This window comes from Snodgrassella sp. B3882, from assembly GCF_026535915.1.
Classification (GTDB): domain Bacteria; phylum Pseudomonadota; class Gammaproteobacteria; order Burkholderiales; family Neisseriaceae; genus Snodgrassella.
The window spans coordinates 1707087-1723346 of sequence record NZ_JAFNPF010000001.1 but is presented as its reverse complement, the minus strand read 5'-3'; the positions used below and the strand labels follow the sequence as shown (position 1 = coordinate 1723346).

Genomic DNA, 16260 nt, shown 5'->3' with positions numbered 1-16260 from the left:
TTTGAGTTTTATTCGGTATCCAATACCGCAGTAGTGTAGACGTTTTGCACGTCATCCAAATCTTCAAGCGCATCGAGTAAACGCTGCATTTTTTCCGCATCTTCCCCTGCAAGCTCGGTTTCGTTGACTGCACGCATGGTTACTTCACCATCAGCAGCATGAAATCCGGCTGCTTCCAGTGCTTCTTTCACCTTACTATGGCTGTAAGGCTCAGTAATCACTTCCTTAGAGCCATCTTCCTGCGTAATCACATCTTCAGCTCCTGCTTCCAGCGCCGCTTCCATCAAAGCATCTTCATCGGTTGCAGGATCAAAGAGTAAATAACCCTGATGAACAAATTGAAATGCCACTGACCCATCAGTGCCCATATTGCCGCCATGTTTATTAAAGGCATGACGAACATCAGCAACAGTACGGGTTTTATTATCTGTCAAACAATCCACCATGACAGCAGCACCGCCAATACCGTAACCTTCGTAACGTAATTCAACGTATTCGACACCTTCCAGATTACCGGTACCTTTATCAATAGCGCGTTGAATATTGTCTTTTGGCATATTGGCATCAGTGGCTTTGTCCATTGCCAAACGTAGGCGTGGGTTTGAATCAGGATCGCCTCCACCCAGTTTTGCTGCAATAGTGATTTCTTTAATCAGGCGGGTAAAAATTTTCCCGCGCTTGGCATCCTGTCTGCCTTTACGATGTTGGATATTAGCCCACTTACTGTGTCCTGCCATATTAAAAATCCCTCTTAATATGTTGATTTAAGGCATAAAATAACGCCAAAGCACCAAACCTTGGACAATCATATTGCCATTAAATATTTGATAAATTGCCCTAATTTTAACATATCAGAATTTTGTTGAGTAGACTACCCAGTGGTTAAGTGAAGAAGGGCAAGGGTTTTAATAAAAGTACGGGAAAAAAGTGTCCAGACAGCACGTCATGCAAAATTAAAACCGCTTTAATGAACAGGCAAAACGCGATAAGTCATCACGCTTTAGGTGAGTGATGTTTTGCAGAAACGCTTGTAGCAAATGCATTTATTAAAACTGAAATGTATTTGTCATAATAATCTAATTAATTGTCTTTTTCTATCGTCTTGAAACTGCTTAAATCAACCCCTATCTTAAATCAACAATAACCAATTTTAGATATTTCGGGAAAATCATGAAACAGACACATAGTTTTCAAACTGAAGTGAAACAATTGTTACAGCTGATGATTCATTCATTGTACAGTAACAAAGAGATTTTTCTGCGTGAACTCATATCCAATGCCGCTGATGCTTGCGACAAACTGCGCTTCGAATCATTACATAATGCTAGTTTGTTGGGCGATGATACAGAATTCAAAATCACTGTAACCGCCAACGCTGAAGAACAGACCATTACTGTAGCAGATAATGGTATCGGCATGAATGAAGCTGAAATCATCGAACATCTCGGTACCATTGCCAAGTCAGGCACCAAAGCATTTCTGGAGCAATTGACTGGAGATGATAAAAAAGATGCCAATTTAATCGGTCAGTTTGGTGTGGGTTTTTATTCTGCCTTTATTGTGGCCGACAAAGTAACAGTTGAAAGTCGTAAAGCTGGCAGTGCCGACAATGAAGCAGTGCGCTGGATTAGTGCTGGCGATGGTGAATTCACCGTTGAACCCATTTCTAAACCCGAGCGTGGAACAAAAGTCATCTTGCATGTGAAAGATGACGAAAAAGATCTGTTATCCGACTGGACTTTACGCCGCATTGTCACCACCTACAGCGATCATATTTCTGTGCCTATCTACATGAAAAAAGCACCGGAATACGATGAAGAAGGCAATGTTAAAACTTCTGACGAACTGGAAGTAGTGAATCAAGCTCAGGCGTTATGGCAACGTCCCAAAAACGAAATCACTGATGAGCAGTATCAGACCTTCTATCGCCATGTTTCCCATGATTATGATGATGCCTTAGCGTGGACGCATTTTAGAGTAGAAGGACGGCATGAATACACGGGACTATTATATGTGCCCAAACATGCACCTTTTGATCTCTACGAACGTGAGCCCAAGCATGGTGTCCAATTATACGTAAAACGCGTATTTATCATGGACGATGCCAAAAAACTGATGCCAACTTATTTGCGCTTTATTCGTGGGGTGATTGACAGCAGTGATCTGCCCTTGAACGTTTCGCGTGAGATTTTGCAGGAAAGCCGTGACTTGGATGCCATTCGCTCTGGTAGCGTTAAAAAAGTCTTGTCCCTGCTGGAAGATCTACAGAAAAATCAACCAGAAAAATATAGCGAATTCTGGAACGTGTTTGGTAATGTCCTGAAAGAAGGCATCGCCGAAGACTACAGCAATAAAGACAAAATTGCCGGACTGTGCCGTTTTGCTTCAACGCATAATGATCATGCCGAACAAACCGTTTCTTTGGCTGACTATATTAGTCGAATGAAAGAAGGACAGGACAAAATCTACTATATCACTGCTGACAGCTACGCAGCAGCGAAAAACAGCCCACATCTGGAAATTTTCCTGAAAAAAGGCGTAGAAGTATTGTTGTTGACTGACCGTGTCGATGAATGGGTGGTTAACAGCCTAACTGAATTTGACGGTAAAAAACTGGTTAGCGTAGCCAAAGGTTCCTTGGATCTGGGCAACCTGGCTGATGAAGAAGAGAAAGCAGTTCAGGCGAAAACCGAAGAAGACAACAAAGAAGTGGTAGAACAAATCAAAGCTGCTTTAGGTGATAAAGTAGAGTCAGTACGAGCCACTGCCCGCCTAACGGAAAGTCCAGCCTGTTTGGTTGTGGGTGAGCATGATATGAGTCAGCATTTGGCACGTATGCTGGAAGCTTCTGGTGCTGGTGCGCAAATCCCGCACACCAAGCCAACACTGGAAATTAATCCTGATCATCCCTTAATTAAAAAAATTGCTGCGGAACAGGATAATGAGCAACGAACCGAATTGGCTGAACTGGTTTATGATCAGGCTTTACTAGCCGAAGGCGGTAAACTGGACAATCCGGCAGCATTCGTTAAACGCATGAACCATCTGCTGCTGACCATGAACCATTAATTCTTTAGCGAATGAAACCAACTGCCCGTCTAGACGGGCAGTTTTTATTTAATGATTTGTGCATGCAGTGCTGCAAAACAGCAACGATTAAACTGCCAACTAATTCATCACCGCAGCAATTAAATATCTGAAAAAACAGAATAGGGTATAGGCAAGAGCTGTGGCGTATTTCAATGTGTATGCCATTTCAATGTCAATCAGGCAACCATAATAAATTGACAGACAGATTACTTCTTCTAAATTGCCACTCTGTTTTGACTGAAGGAAAAAAACGAGCAATCAACCAGCAGCCGATATACTGCGGCATCATTTCCCAGGAAGGACACTAACCTCTTGTGAGGCGGGACCTGCTTTTCCTCCTCGTTTTTAATCGCCCCCATTTGTCTTGTTTAGTTTTACAATTCGCGTTTCATTTTATTGAAATAATTGGTACCATTTTTTTATTATCGCTATTTGATTCAATTCTGGGCATATTATTTCTACAATACCTTTCAATTTATCAACAAACAATAATATTTGATTGTCTAAATCATCTTGTGTTTCGGCGGGTATAGAAGATTTCCAATCAGTAGTTAAAATGTTTTTAATTTCAACTATGTTTTTATCATGAATTAAAAGTAATTTTCTATCAGTTCCTACTTCGTAAAAATCTAAGATATGCTGTTTTTTAATCCCTTTTGTGACCTTTAAGATATCAGCTAATTGTTGCAGAAAAATAGAGAGATCACCAAATACAGTAACGTTCCATACTTCACCAAGGGAATTAAAATAAAACTTTATTTTATGAGTTTCATAAATAGCATCTTCAATGATAGAAAGTGCCTCGGTTAAGGAATCTTTATCATATAACTCAAACTTAAAGTCAGTTAGTTTCGTTAATGGTTCTTCAATGATTAAATCAAATTTCATTTTTCAGATATTATTTTAGGGTAAGTTGTAATTCAAATATTGTTTGAGCCATCAGAAATTTTTTATCAAAATAGCTTTTGTAGCTGCAACAATTGAACCATCAGGTTTAATCACTTACCCTAAACCTTTAAGAAAATCTATAACATTCTATTTATACTGACGATTATTCAATTTATTTTGCATATAGCGATGCAAAAAATACATCAGCGTTAGAAAAACCAAAAAGGGTAGACCAAAAACCAACGTGGCATGGAAAATAGGCGTAAACCATGTGGTAATCAGAATACTAATGATCGCAAACAGCCCAGCTAAAGTAACAAACGGATAACCAGGTACCTTAAATTTAATTTGCTCTCCTTTGCGCTGCATGTGCTGACGAAAACTCAAGTGTGACAAAAATACCGTTCCCCAACTGATTAAAGCACCAAACATGGATAATGCAATCATGACCGGAAACGCTGTTTCTGGATTAAAAATATACACCATTGCTGCCACAGCAATCCCAGCAGAAGATAAAGTGAGTGCATTCAGTGGCACACCATTGCTGCGTACTTTGCCTAAAATTTGTGGTGCTTCACCAGCTCGAGACAAACTGAACATCATACGCGTGGCAATATAAAGCATGCTGTTCATCGAAGACAGAGCAGCCACGATCACAATAAAATTCAGAATACTGTCGGCAAAAGGGATACCGACAATTTGCATCACCGTCACAAACGGACTGGTACTGTTTTCTTTGATCAGTTCCTGCCATGGCACCAACATCACAATCAGACTTAAAGCCAGCAAATAAAAAATAAACAGTCGTGCCAAAGTTCCTTTGAAGGCTGTTTTAACTGCTTGTTCCGGCTTGGTGGCTTCACCGGCGGCAATCGCAATCATCTCAATGCCCAGATAGCTAAAAATCGAGATAATCACCCCAGTCCAGATACCGGAAAATCCATGTGGGGCGAAACCACCCTGATCAAATAAGTGCTGTTCTATTTTTCCGATACTGCCATAAGTGAATAAAACACCAATGCCAAGAATAACAAAAACCAGTATGGCAAAAATTTTAATCGTCGAAAACCAGTATTCCACTGAACCAAAGGCCTTAACACTGTAGGCATTCACCGCGATCAGACTAAAAGAAAATAAGCCTATCCATATCCATGAGCTTATCTGTGGAAACCAAAACTTCATGTATTCTGCAATCGCAGTAACCTCAGTGCCAACCGCCAGCACAATACACGACCAGTAACTGTAGCGAACCAGAAAACCGGCCAAAGGATGCAGATAAAATTCAGCATAAGCTCCAAAAGAGCCTGAAGTAGGGTGCTGAACCGTCATTTCAGCCAAGCATCCCATTAAAGTCAGCGCAATTAATCCTCCCAAAGCATAACTAATAATCACTGCCGGACCGGCAAAACCAATAGCGAATTTACTGCCTAAAAATAATCCTGTTCCAATTGCTCCGCCAATCGCAATCATACTCATCTGCTTGGCAGAAAGTTTCTTATGTAAACCTGCTTCACGTGACTGGATCTTGTCAAAATTACCCATTGTTTCCCTTTAAATATGCACTGACAAAGAGAAATATTTACCTTTTCTCGTTAAAGCTGCATATTTTGCAAATAAAAATCACAATTTGTATATTATAATAGCAGGTCACGATGAAATTATATTAACAACGCTAATTTTTTAAGGATGCATTATTTAAATATGATATGCATCAAGTTTAAATATGTCCTGATGATTGAGTTAAATGATCCGTGACAAAGCGCGCATCCCACCCAGTATTCATCTTCTTTTCAATCCTACATCGCAGTGGTGCTAACTTAATCTACCTTGCGATAACGGCTAAACCGCAGCCAAAAAAATTGATAACTTATCTAAACAGCTAAAATTCAAAATTGGGCTCAGTAGATAAAGCCTATTAACTCATTAACTGGCTATCTAATTTTGTTCTTCTTCTGGCAGGAATATACCCTTATCCAACCCATAGCTGTAAAGCAGAATACTTCAATAATGATTCAAAGGAGAGGTTCACTACAAAAATAGTGATCAGCGAGTCATAAAGAATAAAAACCAGAGTGCAAAAGTGAGTTTAAGCTTCTATCACTACATCTCTGCTCAAAACAGCTGGAGAATCACCTTAATCATCACGAACCATCAAATTGGCAGCCACAGTGCCCGGATAACCCCAAAGCCAATTTTACACAACTCAATTTGCCAGCAACTGCCCATAAATCAATGAGAAAAAAATGATTTAGTCACAAGCAGATCAAATGCTGAACTAAATAGTCATACGTCATTATTGCACTAAAGCATTTTTTAAAATTAATCCAAATTGACTATGGCAAAATCATTTTTCAAAGCAAATTATTATATTTTAAATTATGTTCAGATATAGCCAGTTTAGTTAAGAAAAGGTATAATTTAAAAACATTAATCATTGATTTTAATTAGTAATTTTGTATAGTGCGTCTATACATAGGGGAGTTAATCCATGATTAAAAGCTTTAAACATAAAGGACTTGAACAATATTATCGAACTGGAAGCAAAGCATGCATACCCAATTCTCATAGCACAGAATTAAGAGTAGTACTGACTGCGTTAAGTGCAGCAAAAAAGCCTATCGATTTAGAAGCACCATTCTGGCGGCTGCATGTTATCAAAGGTAATCAGAAAGATCGTTGGGCTGTGATTATTAATGGCAGTTGGCGCTTGATCTTTGAATTTGATGAAGATGAAGTGGAAATCGTCGATTATCAAAACTATAACATGGAGAATAAATATGCATAATCCTTGTCATGCTGGTGTAATACTTAAACAGTATCTAGGCGAAACAAATATTAGCGAAGCGGCAAAACATTTAGGGATAACAAGGGTCACTTTATCACGCATCATTAATGGTAAAGCAGGAATTAGTGCGGAAATGGCGGTACGATTATCTATTTTATTGAACACCACACCGCAATTCTGGCTGAACATGCAGGTCAATTATGATTTATGGAAAGCATTGCAGAAAAAGAATCATGGTGTGACCCCGTTGCAGCGACATACTTGCAGATAAACGGTGTTTATCCATGCACCAAAAAGCCAATATAAAGTTTATAAGGACGATATCCATCTATATTATAGATAAAACGTATTACCTATATTAATTTGAATCAAAAATGCTTTTAGCCAGCATCTGCCGGCTATAGGTTCAGTATTGTATACGAGACTGGTCTGAACTTAATCTCAGATAAACAGGTGACAAGAAAAACACACATCGTCTTTAAATTAAATACAATTGATAACAGCGCAAAGTCATCAAATCTTTGATCACTTAAGTGAACATTCACCTGTGGTACACCAACTATCAATATTACCCATAAACCCTTTTCGTTTAAAAAATATGAATACCCCAAGGTATGTTAAAAAACAGGGGGAAGCAGCGGAATTTAAACACAAAAGATTTTAACTCTTAGCATATAGATTAAATTAAACCTAACCTGATCATGTGGACCCATAAAGACCTACTTAACCAGTATTGTGCTCAGTCATCATGAAAACATGATGACGACTGTGGGTAGAGGAAGTTTAAAGTTAAATTAAAATCTTATCGCTCTACCGACAGCGACGAGATGCACCAAAATCAATGCGCGTGTTAAGCAAAAGGTGTGCAAATTAACCCAAACCAACTAAATGCTGTATATCAAGCGTCATGCTACGCCTACAAATTAGCCAGCCGTAGGTGGCTGGCTGAAGATGTTTAACCAAACTTGCATCAGGTCACTTGTCTGCGAGTTTGAAATTGTGGCTGCGCCCATTCTTGCGACACCAAGACTTGCTTAAGATGTTGTACCGCTTGCCAGATATCACAAAAGCTCAGATATAAAGGCGTTACTCCAAGCCGAATAACTTCTGGTTCACGATAGTCACCAATCACCCCACGGGCGATCAATGCTTGCACGATGGCATAACCATGCGGATGTCGCACACTGATGTGACTGCCACGATGAAGATGTTCACGAGGCGTGATCAGGGTTAAATCATAACCCGCACACTCCTGTTCAAGCAGCTGAATCAGCACATCAGTTAGTCGCAAAGATTTCTGTCGCAGAGCCTGCATGTCGGTTTGCAGGAAAATGTCTACCCCACATTCCACCAGACTCATAGAGACAATCGGCTGAGTGCCACATAAGTAGCGTCGGACATTGTCGGCAGGAGTGTAGCTGACGTCCATAGCAAAAGGCTTGGCATGTCCCCACCAGCCAGACAATGGCTGATTAAATGCGGTTTGATAGCGACTGTGTACCCACAGCATCGCCGGCGAACCCGGTCCGCCGTTGAGATATTTATATGTACAGCCAATAGCAAAATCACTATTGCTGCCGTTTAAATCGATCGGCACAGCGCCAATCGAATGGCACAGATCCCAGATGATTAGCGCACCTTGGGCATGTGCTTGCTGATTCACGGCAGCCATATCATGCAAATAGCCTGTACGATAATTCACATGTGACAACACCACCACTGCAGTTTGTTCATCTAAATATTGTGGCAAATCCTCTGGCTGATCAATTAACTGTAATTTATAGCCTTGATTAATCAATGCCATAAAGCCTTCAATCATATATAGATCAGTCGGAAAAGAATCCCGTTCAGCAATAATGGTTTTGCGCGTTGGGTGTTGCTGCTGAATCCCGATGGCGGTAGCCAAAACTTTAAACAGATTCATACTGGTGGTATCAGTAACCACCGTTTCATTTTCACGTGCACCCACCAATTGGCCGATTTTATTCCCTAATCTAACCGGTAAATCCCACCAGCCAGCTTTATTCCAGCTATTGATCAGATCAGTGCCCCATTGTTGATTGATCACCTGCTGGGCACAGTCCATAGCCTTAATCGGTTTGGCTCCGAGAGAATTACCATCCAGATAGATGACCCCTTGTGGTAAATCAAACTGGCTTTTTAAATTAGCCAGCTCGTCTTCAGCATCCCATTGCTGACATTGTTCAAATGTAATCATGATTTGGCACAGATTATTAAATAATTAAAACACCGTAGTTTACTTTTTGTTTACGCGAAAGGCGAACAAATTTTAATGAGATTGAGATCTTATCTTGGTTTAAGTCAATAAAGGTAAGTCATGCAGCTTGAGTCATTAACAGCAAATGATGGTGACAATGCAAAAAAATCTTAATAAAACCTAGAGAAAAAAATACTTGTCAAATTTTCGGTTGTTCTTTTTCGGCTTAGTTTTTATAGTTTCCCATAGTCTATTTCTGGTCTGTCAGCATGAATGAATCAATCAAGACTGACGGTTGTGAGCGCAGAGATACCGCATAACAGACAAAAAAGCCTGCAATATAAATAAATGACCTAATGAACTAAGAGACAATTACATGACAAAGATTACCGATGCACAACAAATCGAGACCTTTTATCAAGCTTTATTAGCCAAAGATCAACATTATGTTGGTATATTCTATGCTGGGGTTACGACTACTTCAATATTCTGTATAGCCACTTGTCGAGCCCGCAAACCGAAATTCGAACATGTCGAATTTTTTTCCACATTTAAAGCAGCATTACAGGCAGGCTATCGACCCTGTAAAATCTGCCGGCCAACAGAAAATGCTGCTGAGGCACCACAAGAAGTGCGTAGGGCAATTGAACTAATCAGGCAAAATCCCAAACAAAAAATCTCTGACAGCATATTGAGTGCTCAGCAGATCAGTCCGGAAACGATTCGGCGCTGGTTTAAAAAGCATTACGGCATCACATTTCAAACATTTCAAAGAATGTATCGTATAAATCAGGCCTATCAGGAATTAAAATCCGGCAAAAATGTCGTCAATACCGCTTACGATTCCGGCTATGAATCCCTAAGTGGCTTTTCTTATATGTATAAACAGATTCTCAACAATTCACCTTCACAACATTCACACAACGACATCATGTTGATCAATCGTTTAACCACGCCGTTGGGACCGATGTTTATCTGTGCTACAGCAAAGGGTGTATGTTTACTTGAATTTGTAGACCGCCGAATGTTGGAAACCGCATTTCGCGATCTGCAAAATCGTCTAAAGATGCCAATTATTTTTGGAGAAAATGAGCATATTCGTCAGACCAAAAGAGAATTGCAAGAATATTTTCAAGGAACCAGATACCATTTTACCGTCCAACTGCATACCCCTGGTACAGAGTTTCAACAAGCAGTCTGGGCGTGTTTAACCCAAATACCTTATGGTCAGCTCACCACTTATAAACAGCAAGCACACAGTATTCATCGACCGCTGGCGGTGAGAGCAGTGGCCAGTGCCAACGGTTGTAATCGCGTGTCGATTATCATTCCTTGTCATCGAGTCATTGGCAGTAATGGTGATCTGACTGGTTATGGAGGCGGACTGGAGCGTAAGCGCTGGCTAATTGAGCACGAAAAATCACATGTTGTTGATTGCGGCGATGGCGTGTAGATGGATAGAAAATAGCAGCTATACCGCTTCATGCTAATTTATACTACTGCGATTTTCTGAGAAAAATTATTTTGCCACAGAATATTTACGTTTATATATTGCCACTGGGTAGTGGTGTACGACAAAACCTAAGCCTTAAGCTTAAATCTTTGCAATAGTTTCGTCCATGAATTAATGGGCATAGGGTATAGCAATAAAAAAATGACATTGGATACCCTTAATGTTACTATTGATTAAGTTGGGTGAAAACAGTTTTACCCCAACTTTATATCAACGCTATGATTGCTCAAAGAGCAGCCAGACATCAAATGTTGCCTTAATTTGGACTTCGATGACATGAAGAAAAAGAATCAATTGTTTTTAATGCTATTGTGCTTATTTCCTGCTATTTTGCCCGCTAAGAATTCAACTCATTCATCTAATCCTGATCAAACTAACACTTTTTCAGTTGATATTGAGACTATTAAACAGTACAAAAAATTATCTATTGAGCAGTTCGAGGCAATCATTGCTACGGAATGTCAACAACTTGGAGAATTCGCTTCACGGTCTGTTGATAATTGGCGACTGAATAAAATAGGGCAAAAAACAGAGGCCAAAGCAAAAAAATACAGTGAAAAATTGATGCAAAAAACTGTGCAGACTCAATCTAAACTGTCTGCATTTCCTTTTGATCTGCAAACCTATCAAGCTCTTGACTCAGCTCTGCGCAAAGAAATTTTTGAGCAACAAAATATTGAATTTAGCAAAAGTGATTTAATTGCTAAAACCAAAAAGCGTTGCCAAAATCGCTTGGCTCCACAAAAGTATTTTACTATTTTAAGTCAATCTCAATATAGCCAAAATGATCAAAAATCTATAGATCTAGAGCAGCTGCAAGATAAAATCGATAAATATAATTTAGAAATTTTAATTATTGATGATTCGTTTGCCAAGTGGTCGAAATTAACGCCAAAAGGAGTGGGGCAGAAATTAGGATTAACAGATACTGATTTAAATGCTACCTATCTATTTATGGCAAATAATATTAAAGAAGTGATGGATGAGATGGGTGAGCCCTGGTATGTTTACCAATATGTCGTTAATAAAACGTATCATGAATATCAAAATTTTTTAATCAATGGTGGTCACAATAGACAATTTGCTATGATCGCTTTAACCAGCAAAATCATCCAAAGTGATCCTACTAGTAAACCTGAGGGAATTGATAAATTCGTGTTTCTTGATATAGAGCCTATAAAACTAGATTTGGAATTTAATGGAAACAACAGTGAGATATTATTTGTGCTTAAATTGGTTGGCTATAACAAAATTAACGAGCGCGAATTAAAACAGTGGATTGAAATATTAGGCTATTAATAAAAATGGCGAAATGTATATCAGCGTTTTGGGCCTCTAGTCAATTTTGACAGTGATAACATTTTTGACTCGACAATATGATTTATAAAAAAACGAAATTAAGCCAAATAATAGAACGATCAGTTTCACAACAAATAGTTGCTGAACGTATATTTAAAGTTTTTTCTCACCACTCTAAGTTTTAGCAAAATATACTATAGAATATATTTCATCCATTTTCTGCTAACTAATAAAAGACTATAATCAATGATCACTCTTGAAATAAGTGGGTAAACTGAGTTAGAGAAGGAAATTTGCTCCTTGTTCAATCTATGGTAGCCATGGGTCTATTCTATATAATCATCACCTCATCAAGATTGATTAATCTATACTATGATACAAAGTTAAGCACTTAGCTAACAATAGACTATTTTAATTTTCCAATGCAATTAACCGTTCTTAATTATCAGGAAAAACATGCTCCTGCGATCTGCCAATTATTTTATCACTCGATTAACTCAATCGATTGCAAGATTTATACCGAAAAACAAAAGAATGCATGGTGTAGCAGTCCGCCAGATCCAGATAAATGGCACCTACGGCTGAAAACTCATATTATTTGGGTTGCATTAAATGATGATAGGGTAGTTGGTTTTTTAGAATTAGCACCGAATGGATATATCCACTGTTTATTCGTTCATCCACAATTTCAGGGACAAGGAGTAGCGGCAAAACTATATCAGTCGATGCTGGAATGGGTACAACAACATGGTGTTAAAATCTTACAAACTCATGCTTCCAAAGTGGCCATGCCAGTGTTTAAAAAATGGGGGTTTAATATCACTAAGAAAAATTTTATCCAACGGGAAAATGAAGTTTTAATTAATTACACCATGACCAAAGCGATCTTTTAAAAGTAAAAACCATCAATGTTGGCTAACTTAATAGGACATTAAGCCACAAAAGATTACGACCGGCATGGTTAATTTGGCTAAAACAACTCAAATTAACTTGTAAATGCAATTAGAAGCGAACAAATCCGATAAATATATGATGAAAAATGGAAATAAAATTGAAATAGGGTTTTTTTAGCGAAAAAAGCCTGGGCAACAAACGCAGAATCCACAAATAATTCAATTGAAAATATGTTCCATGACGAAGTTTATTATAAACTATTGATGTTGCTACACATAACCAATATCAAGCTCTTGCGCCTTTAGATACTCAGGTTTCAGATGTGGTACAAAGTTGGTCATTAATCGTACCTTATCTTGAAGTTGATAGAGCCAATGCAATTGATGATAGAAATCCTACTGATTTACATGACAATAATTTAACATTATTGTATGCAACAGAAATATACTGATAGATGCTTTTGCTTATATTACCAAGAAAAACATTAGGGATATAACAAATCGTAAATTCTATTTGCTAACAACAAATATACTAGGTCATTAACTTTAAAAATATGCTCACCGTAAATAAGGATAATGCATGAAACAAATAATATTCTTATTATTGATATTACCTAACCTATTATTAGCTCAGGAAATATACAAAAATTCGTCAAATCAAGAATTTTTATCCCTGGAAAGTACAGAAAATAGTAAGCAAAAATTTTTAAACCTTAAAAATGGAATGATAGTTTGGATAAATCAGTCAGAATTACAGCAAATGCAACAAATTGAAAGAGTAGAGCCACGTATTTTCTGGGATATAGTCAACAAAAATTCTATAGGTTTCTATGCAAGTGGTGAAGAACCTTTTTGGAATGCCATAATAAGTAACAAAAAATTGCAATTTGTACTTAATAAACCAGAAAATATACCTATTTCTATCGATATTAAATCTTCTGCTTTAACCAGAAATTTCGTCACAATTTTCCATTCAAATAAAGAGATATATGGTTTAATTCGTAGTCTTCCTAAGGGTACTTTTTGCGAAGCAAATCTTGATGAACCAGCTTCAAACTATGAAATTTTTATTGACTATAAAGGTGAAATATTTGAGGGCTGTGCACATTTAGATAAATTATAAATAAACAGCATAATAGCTAATGCAGGCGAGAAAAAGCTCATCATTGCTCAAAATAGAGAAAGTGGTTGTGAAGCCCAGCTAATAAAAAGCTTCAAACTCGCATAGATAGAATTAATCATCCTATTCTATTTTGATATAAAAAGGGATAACCACAATGGAAATCACCAATATATTTATGTAAATGCAAGGTGTTGATATTTCACCAACGCTGATTGCTAAAGTAACGAATTCTGACAAATAGCTCGTGGCAGCATGGCAAAATCATCAGCTTAATATTCTTATCCAGTTGTTTATTTACACTGCATAGAGGTTAGAATGAAACAAGACGGAAGTATCATCAATAAATCGGTTTCCCCTTGCACTAGCCATCGATTTGTAGGGTAAAAAGGAACCCCCTTGGCTTCTTACTAGCTGAAAATGCAGATCCCAATTCTGGTTATTGGCGCGAACAGAATTGCAAAAGCGCAGCCAGAAAGGGGTTTTAATTGCCCGTGTAGCTTGTTTGAAAGGCTTTCCTGATGCAATTAATACGGTTTAACCAGAAAAACAATTTTCAACTCTGTATCATCCATAGTGAGCACAATAGTCTGAAATTAGTGAGATGGAAGGATTATAAAGTACAGACAAAGGATCTAAAATTTATCTATCAGACAGCAACAGAAGAACAGGCATTACAGGCACTATGTCAATTAAAGGATATTTAGGGTGATAAGTAGTCCCGTGTATTAGCCATTCTGGCGTAGGCATTGGGAAATTTGAGTATCTTGTTTATTTATCCCATTGATATTCTGACAACGATCTATACCACTCATGCTATAAAGTCTTTAAATAGTGAGATGGTCATGCCATCAAGAAACGCAAGATTATTCCGATAGATGATACTGTTAAAAGGTTGATTTATATGGCGATAAAACCAGCAAGCGAAAAATGGACAATGCCCATTTATAACTGGAAGAGTGCGATGAACCGAATTATTGTAGAATTTGGTGACAGAATCAATTGTCACCTTTAACAAGCACATACATAAAATTTAAAATAGGGTCTTTAACATAAACTTATTCTCCTCTATCTATAAATCATAGTTATTTCTGAGAATCATTATGATCACTGCCGTTATCTAAACCAAGCGAACAAGCTTGCTTAATATACTTCTTGCTAACGCAATATTTTTTTTACGCCGTCACCTTCATGATACATAAAGCCTTATTCATGCTTTGCATCAGTAACACCCTGATCGGCTGCTTTTTTATACCAAAATAGCGCTTTTTCTTTATCGACTTTGACACCATCGCCTCTGTCATACATTTGTGCTAAACCATATTGCGCCTCACCATCCCCTAGTTTAGCGGCTTTTGTGTACCAATATAATGCTTTCCTTTTATCAACTTTGACCCCTTCACCTTTGGCATACTTACTTGCTAAAATATATTGCGCTCCAACAAACCCTTCTTCTACTCCTTGAGCTTGAGAAAACCAATATAACGCTTTTTCCGGATTGACTTCGACACCCTCACCTTGGTCATACATATATGCTAACTCTAAAGATGCCGAAATATCTCCTTCTTCCGCTGCTTGAGTGAACCAATATAGCGCTTTTTGTTTGTTGACTTCGACACCGTCACCTTGATCATATAAAAGTGCTAAATTATATTGCGCATCACCGCTGCTCTGTTTGGCAGCTATAGTATACCAATATAATGCTTTTCCTTTATCGATTTTGACCCCATCACCGTTGGCATATTTAAGCCCTAAATTATATTGCGCCTCACTAACCCCTTGTTTGGCGGCTTTAGTAAACCAATACAGCGCTTTTTCTTTATTGACTTTAATACCTCTCCCTTGGTCATACAAAAATGCTAAATTAAGCTGGGCTTCCCGATCTCCCTGCTTAGCCTGTTTTTCACAAGCTAATAAAGCTTTGTCATAATCTCCTTGAATATAATCGTTAGCACAATCATTTGCATAAATAGACAAGGAGAATAGTACAGTAGAGATAAAACAAAAAATTTTCTTCATAAATTTTCCTTAAATAGCTAAAATATAATCTATATTATTCATTCTACTAACTGACAAAAAAAACTCAAAAAAAACTTATTCTCTATTACTGGTTTACAATATTCTTTTATATGTCTTAGCGGTATTGGTCTAGGGAGTTGATAAAACTATTATCTCACCAACTAAATATAGAGCTCCATCGAAATGTCACTGTTAAACCAATTTTATCCAAAAAGATTGTGATAGCAGAATAAATGACATTTTGAGTTTGTATAAAAAAAGAACTGTCTGTATTTTGTAAGACAGTTCTTTTAGCATAGATTTATTATTCTTTATTTATAAATCATATTTATTTCAAAGAATTATAATTAACACAACCTTCGTTTAAACCAAGCGAACAAGCTTGCTTAAAATACTTTTTTGCTAACGTAATATTTTTTTTAACGCCGTCACCTT

General features: G+C 37.7%; 13 protein-coding genes. 8 read left to right on the top strand and 5 right to left on the bottom strand.

What is annotated here, in order from left to right; genetic code table 11:
* Positions 1-8: 8 nt before the first annotated feature.
* Positions 9-737, bottom strand: coding sequence for a YebC/PmpR family DNA-binding transcriptional regulator (locus J3U68_RS07240; RefSeq protein ID WP_267375757.1), 729 nt, complete (start codon positions 735-737; stop codon positions 9-11).
* Positions 738-1170: 433 nt separating this feature from the next.
* On the opposite strand from J3U68_RS07240, the gene htpG reads away from it, so the two are divergent.
* The gene (htpG, locus tag J3U68_RS07235) at positions 1171-3069 is read left to right on the top strand and encodes a molecular chaperone HtpG (RefSeq protein WP_267375756.1); all 1899 of its coding nucleotides are present in this window, start codon (positions 1171-1173) and stop codon (positions 3067-3069) included.
* Between the two features lie 414 nt (positions 3070-3483).
* On the opposite strand, the gene J3U68_RS07230 is transcribed toward htpG, so the two are convergent.
* Together J3U68_RS07230 and J3U68_RS07225 are read right to left on the bottom strand one after the other, a co-directional pair.
* Complete coding sequence (locus J3U68_RS07230) at positions 3484-3978, bottom strand: hypothetical protein (RefSeq protein WP_267375755.1); 495 nt, start codon at positions 3976-3978, stop codon at positions 3484-3486.
* 147 nt (positions 3979-4125) lie between these two features.
* Positions 4126-5520, bottom strand: a complete 1395-nt coding sequence (locus tag J3U68_RS07225) for an amino acid permease (protein WP_267375753.1) — start codon at positions 5518-5520, stop codon at positions 4126-4128.
* A gap of 946 nt (positions 5521-6466) precedes the next feature.
* On the opposite strand from J3U68_RS07225, the gene J3U68_RS07220 reads away from it, so the two are divergent.
* A complete protein-coding gene (locus J3U68_RS07220) occupies positions 6467-6763 on the top strand; it encodes a type II toxin-antitoxin system RelE/ParE family toxin (RefSeq protein WP_267375752.1) in 297 nt (98 codons plus the stop codon).
* Positions 6756-7034: a HigA family addiction module antitoxin gene (locus J3U68_RS07215; protein ID WP_267375751.1), complete on the top strand. Its 279-nt coding sequence runs from the start codon at positions 6756-6758 to the stop codon at positions 7032-7034. Before J3U68_RS07220 ends, J3U68_RS07215 begins: the two co-directional genes overlap by 8 nt.
* Before the next feature lie 699 nt (positions 7035-7733).
* Here the strand turns inward: J3U68_RS07215 and kynU are convergent.
* Entirely contained in the window at positions 7734-8981 is a 1248-nt protein-coding gene (gene kynU, locus J3U68_RS07210; RefSeq protein ID WP_267375750.1) for a kynureninase, read from the bottom strand.
* Positions 8982-9357: 376 nt separating this feature from the next.
* On the opposite strand from kynU, the gene J3U68_RS07205 reads away from it, so the two are divergent.
* The 5 genes from J3U68_RS07205 (at position 9358) to J3U68_RS10700 (ending at position 14513) form a co-directional block, all read left to right on the top strand.
* A complete protein-coding gene (locus J3U68_RS07205; protein ID WP_267375748.1) occupies positions 9358-10434 on the top strand; it encodes a bifunctional transcriptional activator/DNA repair enzyme AdaA in 1077 nt (358 codons plus the stop codon).
* A gap of 336 nt (positions 10435-10770) precedes the next feature.
* The gene (locus J3U68_RS07200; RefSeq protein WP_267375747.1) at positions 10771-11793 is read left to right on the top strand and encodes a hypothetical protein; all 1023 of its coding nucleotides are present in this window, start codon (positions 10771-10773) and stop codon (positions 11791-11793) included.
* 422 nt (positions 11794-12215) lie between these two features.
* On the top strand, positions 12216-12686 hold the full coding sequence (locus J3U68_RS07195; protein ID WP_267375746.1) for a GNAT family N-acetyltransferase: 471 nt from the start codon (positions 12216-12218) through the stop codon (positions 12684-12686).
* A gap of 580 nt (positions 12687-13266) precedes the next feature.
* Positions 13267-13809 carry a hypothetical protein gene (locus J3U68_RS07190; protein ID WP_267375745.1) on the top strand — a complete coding sequence of 181 codons (543 nt, stop codon included), beginning with the start codon at positions 13267-13269 and terminating at the stop codon, positions 13807-13809.
* A gap of 518 nt (positions 13810-14327) precedes the next feature.
* Positions 14328-14513, top strand: coding sequence for a transposase (locus J3U68_RS10700; protein WP_416384639.1), 186 nt, complete (start codon positions 14328-14330; stop codon positions 14511-14513).
* 499 nt (positions 14514-15012) lie between these two features.
* Here J3U68_RS10700 and J3U68_RS07185 read toward each other — a convergent pair whose 3' ends face one another.
* On the bottom strand, positions 15013-15825 hold the full coding sequence (locus J3U68_RS07185; RefSeq protein WP_267375744.1) for a tetratricopeptide repeat protein: 813 nt from the start codon (positions 15823-15825) through the stop codon (positions 15013-15015).
* Positions 15826-16260: the final 435 nt, after the last annotated feature.